The following is a 20,854-nucleotide window of genomic DNA, read 5'->3' as shown; positions in this document are numbered from 1 at the left end:
CGGAGCGCCAGGGAGCAGGAGGCGGGAGGGGAAGGCGAGACGGTAGGAGCCGGGGAGCCGGAAGGTGAAGAAGAGGAAGAGGGAGAGACGGAAGGAGAAGGGGAGACGGAAGGGGAAGAGGCCGGGCCGGGGAGGCGGGCGGCGGCATCGGGCGCAGGCGTGAGCGTCATGAGGACGTCCTGGGTACGAGAAGGGGTGCCGCGCCGAGGAGATGGTAAGCGGCCCCGGCCCCCGCGGATACCTTCCCTCCGCCCCGGCCTCCGCGGATACCTCCGCCTCGCGCCGGCCCCCAGGGGGTACCCCGCCTCCGCACCGCCCCCGGGGGTGCACAGCCCCCCGCGTACACCGGCTCACCCCACCCCTTCCTGGGGCAGGCCCCCCTTCGCGTACGCCCAGGGAGAACCCCCCTGCCCCCGCCGCATCCGGTACGGCAGCATGGGCCCATGTCCGTACTGACGCGCGACGAAGCGCAGACCCGAGCCCAGATCATCGACGTGGAGCGGTACACGATCGCCCTCGACCTCACCACCGGCGAGGAGACCTTCGACTCCCGTGCCGAGATCCGGTTCACCGCCCGCACGGCCGGTGACACCTTCGTCGAGATCAAGCCCGCCACCCTGCGCTCGGTCACCCTGGACGGACAGCCCCTGGACCCCGCCCTCCTCGACGGGAACCGCTTCCCCCTCACCGGCCTCGCCCCCGGCACCCACGAACTGCACGTCGACGCCGCGATGAGCTACTCGCGCACCGGCGAGGGCATGCACCGCTTCACCGACCCCGCCGACGGCGAGACGTACCTCTACACCCAGCTGTTCATGGAGGACGTCCAGCGCGTCTTCGCCGCCTTCGACCAGCCCGACCTGAAGTCCGTCTTCGCCATCGACGTCACCGCCCCCGAAGGCTGGACCGTCCTCGGCAACGGCATCGCCGCACGCCAGGACGACGGGCGCTGGACCATCGCGCCCACCCCCCTCATCTCCACCTACCTCGTCGCCGTCGCCGCGGGCCCCTGGCACTCGGTCACCACGCGGCACGCCGGGCTCCCCTTCGGCCTGCACTGCCGCCGCTCCCTCGCCCCCTATCTGGACGCCGACGCGGACGAGATCCTCGCCATCACCCGCGCGTGTTACGACCGTTACCACGAGAAGTTCGACGAGCCCTACCCGTTCGACTCCTACGACCAGGCCTTCGTGCCCGAGTTCAACGCGGGCGCCATGGAGAACCCCGGACTGGTCACCTTCCGCGACGAGTTCATCTACCGCTCCGCCGTCACCGACACCGAGCGCCAGACCCGCGCCATGGTCGTCGCCCACGAGATGGCCCACATGTGGTTCGGGGACCTCGTGACCCTCAGCTGGTGGGACGACATCTGGCTGAACGAGTCCTTCGCGGAGTACATGGGCTACCAGACCCTCACGGAGATCGCCCTTCCCCACGCCCTCCGCTCCGTCCGGGCGGGGGAGACCCCCTTCCCCGACACCTGGGTCGACTTCGGCGTCGCCCGCAAGGGCTGGGGCTACGACGCCGACCAGCGCCCCTCCACCCACCCCGTCGCCCCCGACCCCGACGCCGTCCCCGACACCGCCTCCGCCCTCCTCAACTTCGACGGCATCAGCTACGCGAAGGGCGCCTCCGCACTCCGCCAGCTCGTCGCCTGGCTCGGTGAGAAGGACTTCCTCGCCGGGATCAACACCCACTTCGCCCGGCACAAGTTCGGCAACGCCACCCTCGCCGACTTCATCGACAACCTGGCCTCCGCCACCGACCGGGACGTCCACGCCTGGGCCGGGCAGTGGCTGCGCACCACCGGCGTCGACACCCTCACCGCCCGGGTCACCGAACCCACCGCGCCCGCCGGGGGAGGCCAGTCCTGGGCCCTCACCGTCGAGCGCGACGGCAGCCGCCCCCACCGCATCGCCGTCGCCACCTTCGACCACGCCCTCAACACCCAGGCGGGCCCCGGCCACCTCGCCCCCCGCGACCGCTTCGAGATCGACGTGCCGGGCGCCGAGCCCGACGGCACGGCCCCCACCGTCCGGCCCGGCCGCCGCCCTGCCCTCGTCGTCCTCAACGACGGCGACCTCACCTACGCCAAGATCCGCCTGGACGCCGCCTCCTGGGAGACCGCCCTCGGCCACCTCTCCGCCATCCCCGACCCCCTGACCAGGGCCGTCATCTGGAACGCCGCCCGCGACACGGTCCGCGACGGCGAGCTGGACCCGGCGCTCTATCTCACCGCGGCCCGCACCCACCTCCCCTACGAGAGCGACCTCGCCCTCGTCCAGGGCGTCCTCTCCTTCGCCGACGGCCAGATCGCCGCCCGCTACGTCACCCCCGAGGCCCGACCCGCCGCGCTCGCCACCCTCACCAGCCTCTGCCGCGACCTGATCCGCCGCACCGAGGACGGCTCCCACCCCGGGCTGCGCCTCATCGCCGTACGCCACTTCATCGACGCCGCCACCCAGCCCGACACCCTCCAGAGCTGGCTGGCCGACGGCACCGTCCACGGCGGACCCGAACTCGACCCCGAGCTGCGCTGGCGCATCCTCACCCGGCTCGCCGCCCTCGGCGCCACCGACGAGACCGCCATCGCCGCCGAGCTGGCCGCCGACCCCAGCGCCACCGGCCGCGAGGGCGCCGCCCGCTGCCGGGCCGCCCTGCCCACACCGGACGCCAAGGCAGCCGCCTGGCAGGCCATGTTCAGCGACGACACCCTGTCCAACTACCTGTTCACCGCCACCGCCCAGGGGTTCTGGCAGCCCGGCCAGGGCGAGGTACTCGCCCCGTACGTGGACCGCTTCTACCCCGACGCCACCGCGCTCGCCGCCCGCCGGGGCCCGGCCATCGCGGAGGCCGCCGGACGGTACGCCTTCCCGGCGTACGCCGTCGACACCGAGAGCCTCGCCACCGGCACCCGGGCCCTGAAGGACCCGGCCCTCATCCCGGCCCTGCGCCGCAAGCTCGTCGACCAGCTGGACGACCTCCGCCGCGCCCTGGCCGTACGGACGACGGAGCACTGAGCCACCCGGGCCTCGGCCTCGGCCTCGGCCTCGGCACCGGCAGCCGGCTCCGGTGCCGAGGAGGAGGGGCGAGGGGGAGGGGGGAGGGGCGAGCGCGGCGGGTGCGCGACGGCAGCCGTCACGTGTCCGCCGGCTCCTCCCCGGCCGCCGGACCGGTCGCCCGCAGGTCCGCCAGCAGCTCGGCCTGGCCCGTCAGCACCTCGGTCAGGATCGTCCGGGCGACCCGGAGCAGCTCCGCCACCTCCGGATTGGACAGCGTGTAGTACACGGCGGAGCCCTCCCGCCGCGCGGTCACCAGACCGGCACGGCGCAACACCGCCAACTGCTGCGAGAGATGGGCGGCCTCGACCCCCACCTCGGCCAGCATCTCCGAGACCGCGTGCTCACGTTCACTGAGCAGCTCCAGCACCCGGATCCGCACCGGATGCCCCAGCGTTTTGAAGAACTCGGCCTTCAGCCGGTACAGCGGCGTGCTCACCGACGGAACCCCGTCCCGTACGCCGGAAGGCCACGGTGGCGCGCTGTGCGAACTCTCATCTCCATGGGTTCATCCTCGCGCCTCCGCGGCGCGAGGATGAACCGGGGCCCGGCAGGATGAACCGGACCGGACGGGTTCAGGCCTTCTTGAGGAACTCGGTCCTCAGCACGAGCCCCTTCACCTTCTTCGTGTTGCACTCGACCTCACCGGCACGCCCGGTGAGCCGGATGTTCTTCACGAGCGTGCCGCGCTTGAGCGTCTCCGACGTGCCCTTCACCTTCAGGTCCTTGACCGTGGTCACGGAGTCACCGTCCGCCAGCACGTTCCCGTTGCTGTCCTTCACGACGATGTCGCTCATGGTGCGTTCCTGCCTTTCCCACACCCGCGCAGCTCTTGCGACGGGAATCCTGATCCCACCGGCAACCGGCAACCGGCAACCGGCGACCAGCAACCGGCGGTCGACGGCCGGTGACCTGCCGCCGCGCACCGCCGACGGCTCACCGGCCCGGGGCCCCGGCCGTCCGCCGGAGCGGCAGCGTGATCCATATGCTCTTGCCGCCCTCGTCCGCGTCGCCCCGCACCACCGCGCTGCCACCCAGTCCCAGGGTCAGCTCCACCACCGTCGCCAGGCCCCGCCCGGAACCGGCCACGGCCGAGGTGTAGAGCGCGGGACGGTAGGGGTGGCGGTCGTGGACACCGAAGGCGAACGCGTCCGGGCCGCCCGCGAAGAACACCGTCACCTGCGGCGAGAGCACGGCCGCGTGCCGCACGCTGTTGGCCACCAGCTCGCTCAGGATCAGCAGCGCGGGCCCCGCGCACGGCTCCTGCGGGCCCACCCCCCACTCCGCGAGCACCTGTTCCGTCGTCTCCCGCGCCACCCGCACCGCCGAGCCCATCGTGGGCAGCGTCAGCACATGGCGGTACGGCAACGAGTCATGGGGCTTGATCACCGCCCGCTCCCCTCAACGCCGCGACCCCCACCGGAACCCGCACCCGAACCCGTACGCACCGCTGACGCGTCCGCCCCGGAACCCCGGGCGCCCGCCCCCGCACCGGCACCCGCCGGCCCCTGCCCCGGCACCAGCACGCCCGCCTCCCGCAACCGCTCGCGCGCCCCCGCGATCGCCTCCGGGGTGGTCGCGTACTCCCGGCCCTCCCGCCGCAGCAGCTCCAGCGCCCCCACCGACTCCAGCGCCCGCCGCTGCCCGGGGCGGATGCCCGAGGCGAGCACCGTGATGCCCCGCCGGTTCAGCTGGTGCACCGCGTCCTTCAGCATCAGCGCCCCCGAGGCGTCCACCGTCGTCACCCGCGACATCCGCAGGATCACCACCCGCACATCCGCGACCTCCGAGAGCGTCAGCAGGAAGCGGTGCGCCCCGGCGAAGAACAACGGGCCGTCGATCCGGTACGCGACGATGTGCTCGGCCAGCAGCGCGTGCTCCTCCTCGCTGTGCGCACCCGGCGGCTCCGCCCCCGCACCCTCGCCCTCCCGCAGATCCACCCGGTCCATCCGGGCCTCGCCCGCCACCGCCCGCAACGCCAGCGCCCCGGCCACCACCAGCCCGATCACCACCGCCAGCACCAGATCCAGCACCAGCGTCGCCACGGCCGTCAGCACCAGCACCACCGCGTCCGAACGCGTCGCCCGGGCCATCGCCCGCAACGCCCCCACCTCGACCATCCGCACCGCCGTCGCCAGCAGCACCCCGGCCAGCGCGGCCAGCGGGATCCGGGAGACCAACGGGGCCGCCGCGAACACGATCACCGCCAGCACCGCCGCGTGCGTCAGCGCCGCCAACCGGGACGAGGCACCGGTACGGACATTGACCGCCGTACGGGCGATGGCCGCCGTGGCGGGCACCCCGCCGAACAGCGGGGCCGCCAGATTCGCCACCCCCTGCCCGAACAACTCCCGGTCCGGATCGTGCTTCTGGTCCACCGTCATCCCGTCCGCCACCGTCGCCGACAGCAGCGACTCCAGCGCCGCCAGGGCCGCCACCGCGACCGCCGGGGCCACCAGCGAACCCAGTGCCGACACCTCCACGAACCCCAGCGACGGAGCGGGCAGCCCGGCCGGCAGCGCCCCGATCGGCTCGGCGCCCAGGCCGAACACCTGCACCGCCACCGTCGCCAGCACCACCGCGACCACCGAGAACGGCACGGCCGGGAACCGCCGAGCCCCCAGCAGCATCAGCCCGGCCACCCCCAAGGTGATCGAGAGCGCCGTCACGTCCGGGTGCGCGGCGAACTCCTGGACCGCCCGCCACGCCACCACCAGCACCTTGTCGCCCTCGGGCGCGGCCACGCCCAGCGCGTTGGGGACCTGCTGCAGAGCGATGACCCCCGCGATCCCGAACGTGAACCCCTCCACCACGGGCGCGGGCACGTACCGCATGGACCGCCCCGCCCGCAGCAGCGCCAGCCCGATCAGCAGCGCCCCCGCCATCAGCCCCACGGTCAGCACCCCGCCCGGACCGTGCTCGGCGACGATCGGCACCAGGACCACCGTCATCGCCCCGGTCGGCCCCGACACCTGGAGGTTCGACCCGCCGAACACCGCCGCCAGCGCCCCCGCCACCACCGCCGTAGCGAGCCCCGCCTCGGCACCGAGCCCCGAGGAGACCCCGAAGCCCAGCGCGAGCGGCAGCGCGACGATCGCCACGGTGAGCCCGGCCAGCAGATCACGCCGGGGGTTACGGGTCATGGCCGCGAAGTCCGCCCGTACGGGCAGCAGCGCCCTCACCCGGCGCAGGCCCGACGACGGCGCGTTCACGGACGCCGTCACCGCGAGGACACCTCGGCCTCCCGCAGCTCGGCCAGCAGCCCGTCCCGGCCCACCAGCATCTCCGTCAGGATCCGCCGGGCCGCCCGCATCAGCTCCGCGACATCACCGCCGGCCAGCTCGTACACCACCGTCGAACCCTCCCGGGTCGCGGTCACGATCCCCGACCGCCGCAACACCGCCAACTGCTGCGACAACGACGACGGCTCCACCTCGATCGCCGCCAGCAGATCCCGTACCGGCAGCGGACCGTCCTGGAGCAGTTCGAGAACGCGGATACGGACCGGATGCCCGAGCATCCGGAAGAACTCGGCCTTCGCCTGGTACAGGGGGACCGCCATCACTCCGGGCCTCTCCTCGGCAGTGCGTCACCACCGCCGGCGGGGGAGCCGGGCGGGGGCCGGGCCGTCAGGGGGCGGCGGAACGGCCCCCACAGCATGTAGTGAATTGCAGAATTTCGCAATTCGTTGATCTGTTAAGTCCTTCCGGGGTGAAAGGTCCCGGGGGAGTCCCGGAAGGTCCCGGGAGAGTCCGGGAAGGTCCCGGGGGCGCCGGGGGTGCCGGGGGGGTGCCGGAACCCTCCGGGAGGCCCCTGAAGGCCCGAGGGCCCCGGGAGACGCCCGAGGGTGCGTCACGCCCTCCCTCGGAGGCCCCGCGCGGGCGCCCGCACACCCGTCCCGCGATCGCACGGCTATACCACCAAAACCCCCGGCAGACGGCCCACACCGGCCGCCAGTACCCCTTTCGAGTTCAGATCGTTGACCTCTTCGGCCGCGCCACCCGGAACCCGGGACAAGCTGGCATGTCCACCATCACCCTCCCGAAGGACCACCCCACCCATGCCCACCCCGCCCCTCGCCGGAGGCACCGCAGGGCCCGCCGCACTGCGCCCCCTCATCGACACCGTGCTCACCGCACTCCACGACGGCGCGGCCCTCCGGGACGGCCCCCTCCCCGCCGGCGGACCCGACACCGTCACCCCCCGCACCCGCACCGCCACCCACCCCCTCATCCCCGACCACGGCACCGGCCCCCACCACGCCCTCCGCGCCCTCGTCACCACCCTCACCGAAGGCGCCGCCGACCCCGCCCACCCCCACTGCGCCGCCCACCTCCACACCCCGCCCCTCGCCCTCGCGGCCGCCGCCGACCTCGCCGCCAGCGCCCTCAACCCCTCCATGGACTCCTGGGACCAGGCCCCCGCCGCCACCGCCCTCGAAGCCGACCTCACCACCGCACTCGCCGCCGAGATCTACCCCCACACCCCCTCACCCGACGCCGTCATCACCACCGGCGGCACCGAGGCCAACCAACTCGCCCTCCTCCTCGCCCGCGAACGCCACGGCCCCGTCCAGACCGTCTGCGCCACCACCGCCCACCACAGCATCGCCCGCGCCGCCTGGCTCCTCGGCCTCCCCCGGCCCGTCACCGTCCCCGCCCCCGACGGCACGATGGACCCCGCCGCCCTCGACGCCACCCTCACCCGGCTCGAACCGCCGCTCCTCGTCGTCGCCACCGCCGGCACCACCGACACCGGCCGGATCGACCCCCTCGACACCATCGCCGACCTCTGCACCACCCACGGCGCCGAACTCCACATCGACGCCGCCTACGGCGGACCCCTCCTCCTCAGCCCCACCCACCGCACCCTCCTCCACGGCCTCGACCGCGCCCAGAGCGTCACCCTCGACCTGCACAAACTCGGCTGGCAACCCGCCTCCGCCGGCCTCTTCGCCGTCCCCGACCGCCTCCACCTCACCCCCCTCCACCACCACGCCCCCTACCTCAACGCCGACGACGACACCGAAGCCGGCCTCCCCGACCTCCTCGGCCGCTCCCTCCGCACCACCCGCCGCCCCGACGCCCTCAAGATCGCCGTCACCCTCCAGGCCCTCGGCCGCACCGGACTCGCCGCCCTCATCGACACCACCGTCACCACCGCCCACCACCTCGCCGACCTCATCACCGAAACCCCCACCCTCGACCTCTACGACCGCCCCACCATCACCACCGTCCTCTTCCGCCCCACCGACGCCGACGACCACACCGTCGCCACCCTCCGCCGCACCCTCCTCAACCGCGGCCACGCCGTCCTCGGCCGCGCCCACGCCCGAGGCCGCCTCTGGCTCAAGGCCACCCTCCTCAACCCCCACACCACCCCCCAGGACCTCCAAGCCCTCATCGACCTCGTCACCGCCACCACCGCCGACCTCCAAACCCCCACCGCACCACCCCACCCGTAAGCACAGAACCCCGCACGCCCCCGCGCCCGTCCGCCATGCCCCACCGGCGCACCGGCCGCAGCCGCAGACCCCCGCACCCGCCCAACACCCACCCCCCTCACAGAAGGCGACACCCCCCGATGACCGACCGGCCCGCCCCCGACGACCGGCCCGCCCCCGCCACCGACCACCCCGCACCCGCCGACAACCCGCCCACCCCCACCACCGACCGGACCGCCACCGGCCGCACCACCCCCGAACCCGACCACCCCCACGACCTCGTCGGCATCGGCATCGGCCCCTTCAACCTCTCCCTCGCCGCCCTCGCCCACAACATCCCCGCCACCCCCGACGACCCCCGCCCCCTCGCCGCGACCTTCTACGAACAACGCCCCGCCTTCCACTGGCACCCCGGCCTCCTCCTCGACGGCGCCAGCCTCCAAGTCCCCTTCCTCGCCGACCTCGTCACCCTCGCCGACCCCACCAGCCCCTGGAGCTTCCTCAACTACCTCCGCACCCGCCACCGCCTCTTCCCCTTCTACTTCGCCGAGCGCTTCCACATCCAACGAGCCGAATACGACGCCTACTGCCGCTGGGTCAGCGAACAACTCCCCGGACTCCACTTCGGCCACCAGGTCGACGCCGTCCGCTGGAACGCCGAACGCGCCCTCTTCGAAGTCGACTTCACCCAACTCGACCCCGACGGCGAAGCCGAAGCCCTCGGCCGCGCCCACACCCGCCACATCGCCCTCGGCATCGGCACCGAACCCTTCGTCCCCGAACCCCTCCGCCCCCTCGCCGCAGCCGAATCCGTCCCCGTACTCCACTCCGCCGACTACCTCCGCCACCGCGAACAACTCCTCGCCGCCGACCACATCACCGTCATCGGATCAGGACAGTCCGGCGCCGAGATCTTCCTCGACCTCCTGCGCGCCCGCCCCGAAGGCGCCGAGAACATCCACTGGCTCGCCCGCACCCAGGCCTTCGCCCCGATGGAGTACTCCAAGCTCGGCCTCGAACACTTCACCCCCGACTACAGCCGCTACTTCCACGCCCTCCCCGAAACCGCCCGCGACGAACTCGTCCCCCGCCAATGGCAGCTCCACAAAGGCATCGACGCCGACACCATCGCCGCCATCCACGACGAGCTCTACCGCCGCACCCTCCACGGCGGCTGGCCCCACGCCACCCTCACCCCCGGCGTCCACGTCCGCACCGCCGGACGCCTCGCCAACACCCGCGTCGAACTCCACCTCGAACACACCCAGCAAGGCACCCGCACCCGCCTCACCACCGACGCCGTCATCCTCGCCACCGGCTACCGCGAACGCCCCCTCGACGCCATCCTCGGCGGCCTCGACCCCTACCTCAGCCGCGACGCCTCCCACCGCCCCCGCATCGACGACCAGTACCGCCTCGTCCTCGACCGCGCCGTCACCGGACACGTCTACGTCCAGAACGCCGAACGCCACACCCACGGAGTCGGCGCCCCCGACCTCGGCCTCGCCGCCTGGCGCAGCGCCACCATCCTCAACAACCTCACCGGCACCACCCCCTACCCCCTCCCCGAACGCACCGCCTTCACCACCTTCGGCCTCACCCCCCAGCCCCCGAAGATCCCCGCCCAAGCCCCCGAACTGATCCCCCTCAGCCAGTCCGTCTGACCCCACCCCACAGAAAAACGGCCCGGGACCCCCACCGACGGAGACCCCGGGCCCAACCAACCACCACACAACAGGCGTTACGGGAACACCGGTACCCCCTCACGCGTCAGCCGCCACCCCACCGAAGCGAACGCCGCCGGATCCACCGACCCCTTCGCCTGCACCCACGCGATGATCGTGTTCCGGATCTCGTCCGAATTCGCCCACACCTGCTTCGCCCCCGGAACATGCGGGAAATTCCCCCCACCGCTCGCCCGGTAATTGTTCACCGCGAAAACGAACCGGGCAGCCGCATCCACCGGCTTCCCCCCGAACGAAAGCCCCACGATCCGCGACCCCACAGGCCGGGCGATATCAATGTCGTACGTCACCCCCGACACCGCGTCGTAGTTGTAATCCGGAATACCGTCCGCATTCGTCAGCTTCGCCGTATCCACCGGACCACCCGCAGGCGTCCGCACGTAATACCGCGCCGAATACTCCAGATACTCCTTCAACTGCGCCCCCGTGAGCAGCCGCGCCTCCAGCGTGTTCTCGAACGGATACAGCCCCGCCGCATCCCTGATCGTCACATCACCGGCCGGAATCCCCGCCGTACGCGAGAAGCACGACGCCTGCGACAGCACCGGCAGCTCCGCGTACTCCCCACCCGCCAGCGCCGCCGCCACCGTCTCCGCCTGCACCTGGTTGATCAGATCGATGATCGGCTCGTCCTTCCACGGCGCGTCCGCCGTCGACATCGCCACCACCGACGTACCGATCACCTGGTTGACGTACGCCACCACCTTCCGGTGCTCGCTCCGCAACAGCGAGACCACCTTCCGGTCCTCCGCCACCGTATTCGAATTCAGCACCTGCGAACCGGCCTTCTCAACCGTCCAACGCCCCTTCTCCCACACCAGATCGAAATCGAACAACGTCAGCCGCTGCCCCCACTTCGCCGGCTCCGAGAGAACGACCCGCTTCCCCGTCACCCTGTTCGTGACGAAATGCTCGGCGATCTCCACATGCGCATGACCCACCAGAATCGCATCGATCCCCGGCACCTGCTCCGCCACCAGACCCGCCGCATTCTCGACGTACGGCAACTGATCCCCGTACGACGACGTCCCCGACGAACCCGAATGCGCCGACACGATCACCACATCCGCACCCATCGACCGCAGCCTCGGCACCCACTTCGCCGCCTGCTCCTCCAGCCCCGGGAACACCATCTTCCCGCCCACGTTCACCTTGTCCCAGATCGCGATCCCCGGATTCGTCAACCCCAGAACCGCCACCCGCACATCACGACCGTACGGCGTCCGCAACCGCTTGATCACATACGGGGCGAACGCCGGCCGCAACGACTTCGCATCCAGCGCATTCGCCCCCAGCAGCGGAAAATCACACTGCTCCTCGAACTTCCGCAGCACCGGAATCCCGTAATTGAACTCATGATTCCCCAGCGCCGCCGCGTCATAGCCGATCGCGTTCATCGCCTTCGCCATCGGATGCACCGGACCACGCCGCGCCGTGATCGGATCGACCTTCGCGTAGTAGTACGACAACTGCGTGCCCTGGATCGTGTCACCGGCGTCGATCAGCAGCGTGTTCCGGCGCCCCTTCTCCCGGCGCACCTGATCCACCAGCGTCGAGATCTTCGCCAGACCGACGTCGTTGTGGGCCGCGTCGTCGTACTCCTTGTCCGTGAAGTAGTCCCAGTTGAGGACGTTCCCGTGCAGATCCGTCGTCCCCATCACCGTGAACGAGTACCGCTTCGCCCTCCCCGGCCGCCCACGACCACGGTCCCGGCCCTGCGCCAGAGCCTCACCACCCACCATCGCCACACCGGCGGCACCCGCACCCACAGCGGCCGAACGGCCCAGAAACGTCCTACGGTCCCACCGGTCCAACGCCATGCTCACTCACTCCTCGCTCAGTAGGGCAACGCGCGTAGATTCTGACCCGCCCCGGTTACACGCGACACCCCCAGCAGATGAGGATCCGATGGCCACCCGACACACCTCCTCCACAACCGCCCCCACCCACCCCACCCCCATGCCACAGTGAACGCATGACCGAAACCCCCACACCCGCGCCCACCACCCACCACCCCTACGGCACCCCCGACACCCCCCACGTCACCGTCCGCGGCGAAGCCCACCTCGAAGTCGACCCCGAAATCGCCCACATCACCATCACCCTCACCGCCCGCGGCACCGACCGCCGCACCACCCTCGACGACCTCACCCACCGCAACACCACCACCCTCGACCTCATCAAGAGCTACGGCGACACCATCGAAAAACTCGAAACCGGCACCCTCACCATCAACCCCGAACTCACCCGCCACGGCCGCGCCGAACGCATCCGCGCCTACCACGGCCACATCCAACTCACCGCCACCATCAACGACTTCACCACCCTCGGCGAAATCGTCACCCGCCTCGCCGACCACGACCTCACCCGCGTCGACGGCCCCTGGTGGACCCTCCGCCCCACCTCCCCCCACCACGCCGCAGCCCGCCGCCAAGCCGTCCGCGAAGCCCTCCAACGCGCCCGCGAATACGCCGAAGCCCTCGACACCCGCCTCGGCGCCCTCCTCGAACTCAGCGACACCGGCACCCACCACACCCCCCTCGGCCGCGCCGCCTTCGCCGAATCGATGCCCTACGCCGCTGCCGCGGGCGGAGCCGAAGCCGCCCCGATCGACCTCGAACCCGTACGCCAGACCGTCGACGCCCAGGTCGAAGCATCCTTCACCCTCATCCCGCCCACCCTCGGATAAACGCTCATCGGAGCGGGCCGCTGCACAATTCAACACTTGTCAATAACCCTTCACCCAAAGGTTGTTGAGGTGTCATGAGCAGCCACATACCTACCCGTAGGTAAGGATTAGGCTCGAACCATGCGCCGAGCAAAAATCGTCTGCACCCTGGGACCCGCAACCGACACATACGACCAGATCAAAGCCCTGGTCGAAGCGGGAATGGACATCGCCCGCTTCAACCTCAGCCACGGCTCCTACGCCGAACACGAACAGCGCTACCACCACGTCCGCAAAGCCGCCGAGGAAGCCGGCCGCAGCGTCGGCATCCTCGCCGACCTTCAGGGCCCGAAGATCCGCCTCGGCCGCTTCCGCGAAGGCCCCGTACTCCTTGAACGCGGCGACACCTTCACCATCACCGTCGAACCCCTCGACAACGAAGGCGACGGCGACATCTGCGGCACCACCTACGACGGCCTCGCCGCCGACGTCACCACCGGCGAACGCATCCTCGTCGACGACGGCCGCGTCACCCTCGAAGTCACCGACGTCGACGGCCCCCGCGTCCACACCACCGTCATCGAAGGAGGCATGGTCTCCGACAACAAAGGCCTCAACCTCCCCGGCGTCGCCGTCTCCGTCCCCGCCCTCTCCGAAAAGGACATCGACGACCTCCGCTGGGCCCTGCGCACCGGCGCCGACCTCATCGCCCTCTCCTTCGTCCGCACCGGACGCGACATCGACGACGTCCACCGCATCATGGACGAGGAGAACCGCCGCCTCCCCGTCATCGCCAAAGTCGAGAAACCCCAGGCCGTCGAGAACATCGACGACATCGTCGCCGCCTTCGACGGCATCATGGTCGCCCGCGGCGACCTCGGCGTCGAAATGCCCCTCGAACAGGTCCCCATCGTCCAGAAGCGCGCCATCAAACTCGCCAAGCGCAACGCCAAACCGGTCATCGTCGCCACCCAGATGCTCGACTCGATGATCGACAACTCCCGCCCCACCCGCGCCGAAGCCTCCGACGTCGCCAACGCCGTCATCGACGGCACCGACGCCGTCATGCTCTCCGGCGAGACCAGCGTCGGCAAACACCCCATCGAGACCGTCCGCACCATGTCCCGCATCGTCGAAGCGGCCGAACAGGACATCCTCGCCAAGGGCCTCCCGCCCCTCACCGAACGCAACAAGCCCCGCACCCAGGGCGGAGCCGTAGCCCGCGCCGCCGCCGAGATGGGCGACTTCCTCGGCGCCAAGTTCCTCGTCGCCTTTACCCAGAGCGGCGACACCGTCAAGCGCCTCTCCCGCTACCGCTCACCCATCCCGCTCCTCGCCTTCACCCCCGACGAAGCGACCCGCGCCCAGCTCAACCTCACCTGGGGCGTCGAGACCTTCCTCGGTCCGAAGGTCGACTCCACGGACGCGATGGTGGCCCAGGTCGACGAGGAACTCCTCCGCATCGGCCGCTGCGCGAAGGGCGACATCGTGGTCATCACCGCCGGCTCCCCGCCCGGCGTGGCCGGCTCCACCAACCTGGTCCGCGTCCACCACATCGGCGAGGACGACAGCCCGAAGTAGGGCGGCCCAGCTCAGTATTTCGGCCCGACGTGCGCATCCATGAGGGCGACGGATGCCCGTCGGGCTACGGAGATGTTGTAGGGCTTGCCCGCCCGCGTGCAGTGCGTCCAGGTGACGCCGAGCGCGTCGAGGGTGTCGGTGTAGAGCCGCCGGATGTCGTCGGAGACGTTGGTGAAGTAGTACCGGGGGTACTCGTACCGCTTGCGTTCGCCCTGGACGACCCTGGTCGTCCAGTTCATGTTCCGGCAGCCGTCGGAGTGGATGAGGCCCCTGACGAAGTGCCAGGGCTGGGCGCTGACGATCTGCTGCTGCCATCCTTCGAGGGCGATCGGCCGATCGTGCTTCTTGCCCGGCCCGTGCTGAGGGAAGGCGCAGGTCCAGTGCTTGCTGTACGACTTCACCTCGACGCAGTTGTTTCTCCGGCGCCGACCGGTGCGCGGCATGGGCATCACCTTCCGTATGGCTGATTCGGCCTCGTCGATCACACCCGGCCAGATGGCGTCGCAGAAGATCGACAGATGGTGCTGCTTCGGCTTCGACGTGATGTGCCCGTCACCGAGGTACAGCCCCAGTAAGTAGGCGTAGGCGGGGCGATCGAACTCCCGGCCCGTGCACACGGGGCAGTCGGTGGGCTGTTCGTACGGCATGCCGCGTCGTTTGCGGTCCTCGTGCAGCCACCAGCCGACTGTTCCGCGCGGCACATTGAGGTGTTCCGCCACTGCTCGATTGGTGGTCCCGCCCCGAAGGAGGGCGAGTGCTTCGTCGCGTATCGACGGATTGTGCTGCTCCATGCAGCGTAGTCTCCTGCGACCTTCGAAGGCGTGTGCCCGAATCGAAGGCGCGTTCACCGGCAAGGGTGAAGATCACCAATAAGTCACGCGACCTTGGAATCGAAGGAGAAGTGCCCCGAGTCGGATTCGAACCGACGCTGTATGGGTTTTGAATCCATGGCCTCTACCGCTGGGCTACCGGGGCCCCTTCGAAACGAAGGATAACGGGGATCCTCCGTGCCTCAAACATACCGTAACTAGGTAGGCTCTTGGGAGCTGCATCCCTGTCCTTACCGAGGAGCCCCGTGACCACCCCCGAGTCGCCCCAGCCCGTAGACGCCGTCGACGACGACAAGTCGCACGTCCCGCCGCTGACGACCCGCGTCGTCATCGCCGAGGACGAGGCCCTCATCCGCCTCGATCTCAAGGAGATGCTGGAGGAGGAGGGCTACTCCGTCGTCGGTGAGGCGGGCGACGGGCAGCAGGCCGTCGAGCTGGCCCGGGAGCACAAGCCGGACCTCGTGATCCTGGACGTGAAGATGCCGGTCCTCGACGGGATCTCCGCCGCCGAGAAGATCGCGGAGGAGTCCATCGCGCCGGTCCTCATGCTCACCGCCTTCTCGCAGCGCGACCTGGTCGAGCGGGCCCGGGACGCCGGGGCGATGGCGTACCTGGTGAAGCCGTTCAGCAAGAGCGACGTGGTGCCGGCCATCGAGATGGCGGTCTCCCGGTTCGCGGAGCTGAAGGCGCTGGAGAGCGAGATCGCGGATCTGTCGCAGCGGCTGGAGACGCGGAAGCTGGTGGACCGGGCGAAGAGCATTCTGCAGACGGATTACGGGCTGTCGGAGCCGGCCGCGTTCCGGTGGATCCAGAAGACGTCGATGGACCGCCGGATGTCGATGCAGCAGCTGGCGGAGGCGCTGATCGCGGACGCCGAGGAGAAGAAGAAGGCGGCCGAGTAGTCCCGTACCGCTGACGTACGCGTAAAGGGAGAGGCCCGCACCCGGGCGGAAGAACCGGGTGCGGGCCTCTCGCGTACGGGAAGGACCTCAGTCCTCGCCCAGGTACGCCTTGCGGACCGAGTCGTCGTGGAGCAGGTCCTGGCCGGTGCCGGAGAGGACGATGCTGCCGACTTCCATCACGTGGGCGTGGTTGGCGAGCGAGAGTGCCGCCTGGGCGTTCTGCTCGACGAGCAGGATGGTGGTGCCCTGGTCGCGGAGTTCGGTGATGGTGGCCATGATCTTCTGCATCATGATCGGGGAGAGGCCCATGGAGGGCTCGTCGAGCATGAGCAGTTTGGGCTGGGACATGAGGGCGCGGCCCATGGCGAGCATCTGCTGTTCGCCGCCGGAGAGGGTTCCGGCTGCTTGCTTCCGGCGTTCCCCGAGGATGGGGAAGAGGTCGTAGGCGCGCTGGATGTCCTTGGCGATGCCGTCGCTGTCCTTGCGGAGGAAGGCGCCGAGTCGCAGGTTGTCCTCGATGGACATGCGGGGGAAGATGTGGCGGCCTTCGGGGGAGTGGGCGAGTCCGAGCGAGACGACCTGGTGGGCCGGGATCTTGCGGAGGGACTTGCCGTTGAACTTGATCTGGCCGGTGAGGGGCTTGATCAGTCCGGAGAGGGTGCGCAGTGTGGTCGTCTTGCCGGCGCCGTTGGTGCCGATGAGGGTGACGACTTCGCCTTCCTCGACCTTGAACGAGATTCCCTTGACGGCCTCGATCTTGCCGTAGGCGACGCGCAGGTCCTCGACTTCGAGTAGTGCGGTCATCGGTCGTTCTCCTTGCTGGTGCTCTCGCCGGGGGTGGCCGGGGAGGCGGGGGTGGCGTCGGCGGTGGCGTCGGTGGCCGTGGCCGTTGCTTCCGCTTCGGCGGCGTGTGCTTCCGCGGCTTCGACTTCGGCGACTTCGGCGGCGCCGGGGTCGCCTTCGAAGGGTTCGCCGAGGTAGGCGGCGACGACGCGTTCGTCGCCCTGGACTTCGGCGGCGGTGCCTTCGACGAGTTTTTCGCCCTGGACGAGGCAGGCGACGCGGTCGCAGAGGTTGAAGATGAACCGCATGTCGTGCTCGATGACGAGGATGGCGATGCCCTTGTCGCGGATGGCGAAGATGAGTTCTTCGGCGGCGCGGGTCTCCTGGGGGTTCATGCCGGCGGTGGGTTCGTCGAGCAGGAGGAGGCCGGGTTCGCTGGCGAGGGCGCGGGCGATTTCGAGCTTGCGCTGTTCGCCGTAGGGGAGGTTGCGGGAGAGGTGTTCGGCCTTGTGGTCGAGGCCGATGAACTCCAGCAGTTCCATGGCGCGGGCCTTGGATTCGGCTTCGGCGCGGTGGAAGCCGGGGCCGCGGAGGAGGGCGGACCAGAGGCCTTCCCGGGTGCGGGTGTGGCGTCCGACGAGGACGTTCTCCAGGACGGTCATGTTGGAGAAGAGTCGGATGTTCTGGAAGGTGCGGGCGATGCCTGCGGCGGTGACCTTGAAGGATTTGGGCGGCAGGACGGTGCCCTTGTAGCGGACTTCGCCCTCGGTGGGGACGTAGAGGCCGGTGAGGCAGTTGAAGAAGGTGGTTTTTCCGGCGCCGTTGGGTCCGATGAGGCCGACGATCTCTCCGCTGTTGACGGTGAGGTCGACGGAGCGGACGGCGGTGAGGCCGCCGAATCGCATGGTGACGCCGCGGGCGTCGAGGACGGTTTCGCCGGTGGTGACGGCTGTCGTCTCGGCGGTGGTGGTGTCGGTGGTCATCGTCAGGCCCCTGCCTTGGTGAGAGTGGCGGGCGCTTCGTCCTTCTCGTGGAATTCGAGTTGCTGGCGGCGGTTGGCGATGAGGCCCTCGGGGCGGAAGCGCATGAGGAGGACCAGGGCGAGCCCGAAGGCGAAGAGCTGGTAGTCGCTCATGAACTGGAGCTTGGCCGGGATGAGGAAGAGGAGTGCGCCGCCGACGAGGGGTCCGCTGATGGTGCCCATGCCGCCGAGGACGACCGCTGCGAGGAGGAAGGCCGAGTTGGGCGGGACGGCGTGGGCGAACTGGTACTGCTCGGGGGTCACGGTGTAGGTGACGTGTGCCTGGACGGCTCCGGCGAGGCCGGCGAGGGTGGCGCCGAGGGCGAAGGCGATGAGCTTGGTGCGGAAGCCGTTGATGCCCATGGCTTCGGCGGCGGTCTCGTCCTCGCGGATGGCGACCCAGGCGCGGCCGATGCGGGATTCGGCGCTGCGGCGGAAGACCACGACGACGATGAGGGTGACCAGCAGCATCAGGAAGAAGTAGTTCGCGAAGCGGCCGATGGTGAATCCGGCGATGGTGTGGGTGGCGCCGAAGTCGAAGCCGAACAGGTTGAGGTTCGGGATCGAGGAGATGCCGTTGGAGCCGTTGGTGACGTCGGGGCCGGAGGTGCCGTCGAGGTTGAGGACGGCGATGCGGAAGATCTCTCCGAAGCCGAGGGTCACGATGGCGAGGTAGTCGCCGCGCAGTCGCAGGGTGGGGGCGCCGATGAGGACGCCGAAGATCATGGATGCGGCGGCGCCGACGAGGATGGCCTGCCAGAAGGGCAGGTGGATCCCGAAGGGGGAGGTGGGGGAGCCGGAGACGAGGGCCGCGGCGTAGGCGCCGACGCCGAGGAAGGCGACGTAGCCGAGGTCGAGGAGTCCGGCGAGGCCGACGACGATGTTGAGGCCGAGGGCGACGGTGGCGAAGATCAGGATGTTGACGCCGATGGTCGCGTACTGGTCGTCGGACTGGGTGAACGGGAAGGCCGCGGCGGCGGCGAAGGCGCCGACGAGGGTCACGTTGCGGTGGCGTGCCGTGAGGGCGGAGACGCGCTGGATGAGGCCGGCTTTCTGGATCGCCGCGAAGCCGAAGCCTGCGGTGATGAGGAAGCCGATGAAGAGTTCGTCGTACTCGGTGGTGATGCCGTAGGTGAAGACGACGAGGCCGAGGGCGAGGACGGCGGCGACGATGAGGATTTCGACGTACGAGGGGAGGGTCTTCGCGGGTGCGGCGGTGCCGGTGGTGAAGGCGCCCTTGTAGGTCTCCCAGCGGTTGCCGAGGTTGTGCTTGAACTGGCCGAAGCCGGTGTCCTCGGGGTCGGCGGGGGTGGTTTCGGGCCGCTCGTAGGGGAGGGAGCGGGCGCCGATCCAGCCGATGAGGGTGCCGATGAGGGCGACGTAGGCGCCGGGTTCGAGGTTGACGACGCCGCCGAGGGTGGTGGCGATGGCTCCCATGGAGAACCAGGCGGTGGCGAGGGCGGCGTAGGCGGCGAGCCGGATGGCGGGGTCGGCGCCCTGGGGGGTGAGCCAGGTGAGGCCCTTGATCCCGTAGGAGGAGAGGCCGAAGAGGGTGAGGAGGGCGCCGCTGACGAGGACGAGCCATTGGAGGCCGCCGGGGTAGCCGTAGACGGTGAGGTCGCCGGGGAAGGCGGAGGTCCAGGTCCAGGCGAGGAAGGCGGATATGACGGTGATCGCGCCGCCTGCGGTGGCGGTCGCCCGTGCGATGTGCGGGGGGAGGGCGAGGGTGCCGCTGGTGGCGGGTTCGGCCGGTGCGGGTGCGGTGACCTTGGTGGTGGTCTGGGTGGTGGTCATGGTGCTCACGCCCTGTCCGTGACGCGCTCGCCCATGATGCCTTGGGGCCGGAAGAGGAGCACGAGGATGAGGAGTACGAAGGCCCAGGCGTTGGCCCAGGACTGGCCGCCGAGCTGTTCGAGGCCGGGGATTTCGGAGACGTAGGCGGCGGCCATGGTTTCGGCGACGCCGAGGGTGAGGCCGCCGATCATGGCGCCGTAGATGTTGCCGATGCCGCCGAGGACGGCTGCGGTGAAGGCCTTGAGGCCGAGGAGGAAGCCCATGCGGAACTGGACTTCGCCGTACTTGAGGCCGTAGGCGACGGCGCCGATGGCGGCGAAGGTGGCGCCGAGGGCGAAGGCGACCACGATGATGCGGTCGGTGTTGATGCCCATGAGCTTGGCGGTGTCGGGGTCCTGGGCGGTTGCCTGCATGCCGCGGCCGGTGCGGGTCTTCATGACGAAGTAGCCGAGGATGGCCATGGAGATGGGGGCGGCGATGAGGAGGAAGACGTCACCGGTCTGGATGGTGACGGGTCCGAGTTCGAAGGGGCCGCCGGGGATCTCGGGGAAGGTGCGGGCGGACTTGGCGCCGGGGTACCAGGCCCAGACCGCCTGCTGGAGGGCGAGGGAGAGGCCGATGGCGGTGATGAGGGGTGCCAGGCGTGGGCCGCCGCGGAGCGGCCGGTAGGCGAATCGTTCCGCTCCGATGGCGATGGTGGTGGCGACGACGATCGCGCCGATGAGCATGAGGGGGAGTGCGAGCAGCACGCTGGTGCCGCTGGGGAGTATGAGCCAGACCGTGAGGGCCCCGAAGCCGCCGGTCATGAAGATCTCGCCGTGGGCGAAGTTGATGAGCTGGACAATGCCGTAGACCATCGTGTAGCCAATGGCGACGAGCCCGTACATCGATCCGAGTAGCAGGCCGTTGACCAGCTGTTGCGGCAGTTCGTTCACCGCGGGTCCTCCGTGTCTTTCGCCGGATATCGAGCCGCGCGGGGCGCCTGGTGTGCGGCGCCCCGCGCGGCCGGTGGTAGGTCGGTCAGGCTT

General features: G+C 70.2%; 17 protein-coding genes and 1 tRNA gene. 6 read left to right on the top strand and 12 right to left on the bottom strand.

Annotated features, from left to right (window positions below):
* The first annotated feature begins 443 nt into the window (after nt 1-443).
* Nucleotides 444-3,020, top strand: a complete 2,577-nt coding sequence (gene pepN, locus ACQ9ZG_RS06760) for an aminopeptidase N (RefSeq protein WP_499280108.1) — start codon at nt 444-446, stop codon at nt 3,018-3,020.
* A 118-nt stretch (nt 3,021-3,138) separates the two neighbouring features.
* On the opposite strand, the gene ACQ9ZG_RS06755 is transcribed toward pepN, so the two are convergent.
* From ACQ9ZG_RS06755 to ACQ9ZG_RS06735, 5 genes are all read right to left on the bottom strand, one after another.
* On the bottom strand, nt 3,139-3,498 hold the full coding sequence (locus tag ACQ9ZG_RS06755) for an ArsR/SmtB family transcription factor (RefSeq protein WP_018486545.1): 360 nt from the start codon (nt 3,496-3,498) through the stop codon (nt 3,139-3,141).
* Between the two features lie 136 nt (nt 3,499-3,634).
* Nucleotides 3,635-3,856 (bottom strand): alkylphosphonate utilization protein, encoded by a 222-nt coding sequence (locus tag ACQ9ZG_RS06750; RefSeq protein WP_019761688.1) that lies wholly within the window; start codon nt 3,854-3,856, stop codon nt 3,635-3,637.
* A 139-nt stretch (nt 3,857-3,995) separates the two neighbouring features.
* Complete coding sequence (locus ACQ9ZG_RS06745; RefSeq protein ID WP_181398084.1) at nt 3,996-4,448, bottom strand: ATP-binding protein; 453 nt, start codon at nt 4,446-4,448, stop codon at nt 3,996-3,998.
* Nucleotides 4,445-6,202 carry a SulP family inorganic anion transporter gene (locus tag ACQ9ZG_RS06740; protein ID WP_499281578.1) on the bottom strand — a complete coding sequence of 586 codons (1,758 nt, stop codon included), beginning with the start codon at nt 6,200-6,202 and terminating at the stop codon, nt 4,445-4,447. The genes ACQ9ZG_RS06745 and ACQ9ZG_RS06740 overlap by 4 nt, the downstream gene beginning before the upstream one ends.
* Before the next feature lie 77 nt (nt 6,203-6,279).
* Nucleotides 6,280-6,621 carry an ArsR/SmtB family transcription factor gene (locus ACQ9ZG_RS06735; RefSeq protein WP_028415692.1) on the bottom strand — a complete coding sequence of 114 codons (342 nt, stop codon included), beginning with the start codon at nt 6,619-6,621 and terminating at the stop codon, nt 6,280-6,282.
* 498 nt (nt 6,622-7,119) lie between these two features.
* On the opposite strand from ACQ9ZG_RS06735, the gene ACQ9ZG_RS06730 reads away from it, so the two are divergent.
* Nucleotides 7,120-8,523, top strand: coding sequence for a pyridoxal phosphate-dependent decarboxylase family protein (locus ACQ9ZG_RS06730; protein WP_499280106.1), 1,404 nt, complete (start codon nt 7,120-7,122; stop codon nt 8,521-8,523).
* 119 nt (nt 8,524-8,642) lie between these two features.
* Nucleotides 8,643-10,166 carry a lysine N(6)-hydroxylase/L-ornithine N(5)-oxygenase family protein gene (locus tag ACQ9ZG_RS06725; protein WP_499280105.1) on the top strand — a complete coding sequence of 508 codons (1,524 nt, stop codon included), beginning with the start codon at nt 8,643-8,645 and terminating at the stop codon, nt 10,164-10,166.
* A gap of 77 nt (nt 10,167-10,243) precedes the next feature.
* Here ACQ9ZG_RS06725 and ACQ9ZG_RS06720 read toward each other — a convergent pair whose 3' ends face one another.
* Nucleotides 10,244-12,067, bottom strand: coding sequence for a bifunctional metallophosphatase/5'-nucleotidase (locus tag ACQ9ZG_RS06720; RefSeq protein ID WP_499280103.1), 1,824 nt, complete (start codon nt 12,065-12,067; stop codon nt 10,244-10,246).
* 155 nt (nt 12,068-12,222) lie between these two features.
* Here ACQ9ZG_RS06720 and ACQ9ZG_RS06715 point away from each other — a divergent pair, with 155 nt between their 5' ends.
* Both ACQ9ZG_RS06715 and pyk read left to right on the top strand, forming a co-directional pair.
* Entirely contained in the window at nt 12,223-12,936 is a 714-nt protein-coding gene (locus tag ACQ9ZG_RS06715; protein WP_499280102.1) for an SIMPL domain-containing protein, read from the top strand.
* A gap of 120 nt (nt 12,937-13,056) precedes the next feature.
* Nucleotides 13,057-14,496, top strand: a complete 1,440-nt coding sequence (gene pyk / locus ACQ9ZG_RS06710; protein WP_109916333.1) for a pyruvate kinase — start codon at nt 13,057-13,059, stop codon at nt 14,494-14,496.
* Nucleotides 14,497-14,507: 11 nt separating this feature from the next.
* Here the strand turns inward: pyk and ACQ9ZG_RS06705 are convergent, their stop codons facing one another.
* Both ACQ9ZG_RS06705 and ACQ9ZG_RS06700 read right to left on the bottom strand, forming a co-directional pair.
* Entirely contained in the window at nt 14,508-15,287 is a 780-nt protein-coding gene (locus ACQ9ZG_RS06705; protein WP_109916332.1) for a hypothetical protein, read from the bottom strand.
* A gap of 111 nt (nt 15,288-15,398) precedes the next feature.
* Nucleotides 15,399-15,471 (bottom strand) — tRNA-Leu (locus ACQ9ZG_RS06700).
* 100 nt (nt 15,472-15,571) lie between these two features.
* Here ACQ9ZG_RS06700 and ACQ9ZG_RS06695 point away from each other — a divergent pair.
* Entirely contained in the window at nt 15,572-16,228 is a 657-nt protein-coding gene (locus ACQ9ZG_RS06695) for an ANTAR domain-containing response regulator (RefSeq protein WP_018512090.1), read from the top strand.
* A gap of 87 nt (nt 16,229-16,315) precedes the next feature.
* Here ACQ9ZG_RS06695 and ACQ9ZG_RS06690 read toward each other — a convergent pair whose 3' ends face one another.
* From ACQ9ZG_RS06690 to ACQ9ZG_RS06675, 4 genes are read right to left on the bottom strand one after another with little or no spacing between them, the layout of a single operon-like run.
* Nucleotides 16,316-17,032 carry an ABC transporter ATP-binding protein gene (locus tag ACQ9ZG_RS06690; protein ID WP_018488060.1) on the bottom strand — a complete coding sequence of 239 codons (717 nt, stop codon included), beginning with the start codon at nt 17,030-17,032 and terminating at the stop codon, nt 16,316-16,318.
* Nucleotides 17,029-17,994: an ABC transporter ATP-binding protein gene (locus ACQ9ZG_RS06685; RefSeq protein ID WP_109916331.1), complete on the bottom strand. Its 966-nt coding sequence runs from the start codon at nt 17,992-17,994 to the stop codon at nt 17,029-17,031. Before ACQ9ZG_RS06685 ends, ACQ9ZG_RS06690 begins: the two co-directional genes overlap by 4 nt.
* Before the next feature lie 2 nt (nt 17,995-17,996).
* Nucleotides 17,997-19,835 carry a branched-chain amino acid ABC transporter permease gene (locus tag ACQ9ZG_RS06680; protein WP_028419265.1) on the bottom strand — a complete coding sequence of 613 codons (1,839 nt, stop codon included), beginning with the start codon at nt 19,833-19,835 and terminating at the stop codon, nt 17,997-17,999.
* Nucleotides 19,832-20,761 (bottom strand): branched-chain amino acid ABC transporter permease, encoded by a 930-nt coding sequence (locus ACQ9ZG_RS06675; protein ID WP_028419266.1) that lies wholly within the window; start codon nt 20,759-20,761, stop codon nt 19,832-19,834. The genes ACQ9ZG_RS06680 and ACQ9ZG_RS06675 overlap by 4 nt, the downstream gene beginning before the upstream one ends.
* Between the last annotated feature and the right edge of the window lie 93 nt (nt 20,762-20,854).

Source organism: Streptomyces araujoniae (genome assembly GCF_050871195.1).
Taxonomy (GTDB): Bacteria; Actinomycetota; Actinomycetes; order Streptomycetales; family Streptomycetaceae; genus Streptomyces; species Streptomyces bacillaris.
Note: the sequence above shows the minus strand (reverse complement) of the source record. Positions and strands in the feature narration are given on the sequence as shown.